At 56.4% G+C, this 778-nt stretch carries 1 protein-coding gene; it reads right to left on the minus strand.

Annotation, left to right across the window (positions count from 1 at the left end):
• Nucleotides 1-553 precede the first annotated feature (553 nt).
• Nucleotides 554-778, minus strand: a 225-nt coding sequence (locus AADEFJLK_RS24910) for a hypothetical protein (protein ID WP_170065258.1), incomplete at its 5' end; no start/stop codon positions are given.

Consider the following 778-nt stretch of genomic DNA (forward strand, 5'->3'; position numbering starts at 1 on the left):
GTCCATTTTCATCTTTCATCTGAATCAATACACCCTTTCAAAGCCCATCAAATGACGCCATGCCGCATTTCTTATTTAATCATTAATATCCCTGCTTAAGACCTTAAATCCGCCTGTGCCGGGTTTATTGCGGCATGATTGGCGGCAATCCCCTACTTGGACAGGAAAACCCCGTATTGGGCGTACCGGCACGGTTATGGGGGGGGGGTTCCCGGCGACATCTCACCCCCCTTGCTTTGATCTGAAAAAAGGATTGTTTAAGTTCCGTCACTTAACGCCTTGGCGTCCGACACTTAAAGCCCTCCCGTGACCCTCCCCAAAACAAGCGGCGACACTTAATGTTGCGGCGGACAGGGTCAAACGCATAGCATGATGCGCATTAGGCTGTAATGGCGGTTTTCCGTGCGTTGGCGGTTTATTTTAGGGGGCGGGTGGCCGGAAACCGGCGAGGTTTGGCGTGATGTCCTGACCGTCAGGCAAAAGAAGGCCGTGACCGGCGTCGGACGGTTTGAAAATGGGGAGGGGTATACGCGGATATGGCGGGGAGCGGGGCTTAACTGGTGTCGGGCTTGAGGATGTCTCTGGCATTGCTTAAAAACGTGGCGACGGGTGACATTTGGTTGGTTCTGCCGTTGCCGGACGGCGTGGTTTTGGGGGCGGGCTTGTCGCGTTGCGCACCCATCGCCATGCGGACGTGTGCCGCCGCCTTGCGGTCGCGTTTGGCTTGTTTGTGGGCCTTCCTCTCGACGGCGCGGCGGCGCTCGTGGTTCAACCAAGC

It is taken from the genome of Methylovulum psychrotolerans, from assembly GCF_002923755.1.
Lineage (GTDB): Bacteria > Pseudomonadota > Gammaproteobacteria > Methylococcales > Methylomonadaceae > Methylovulum > Methylovulum psychrotolerans.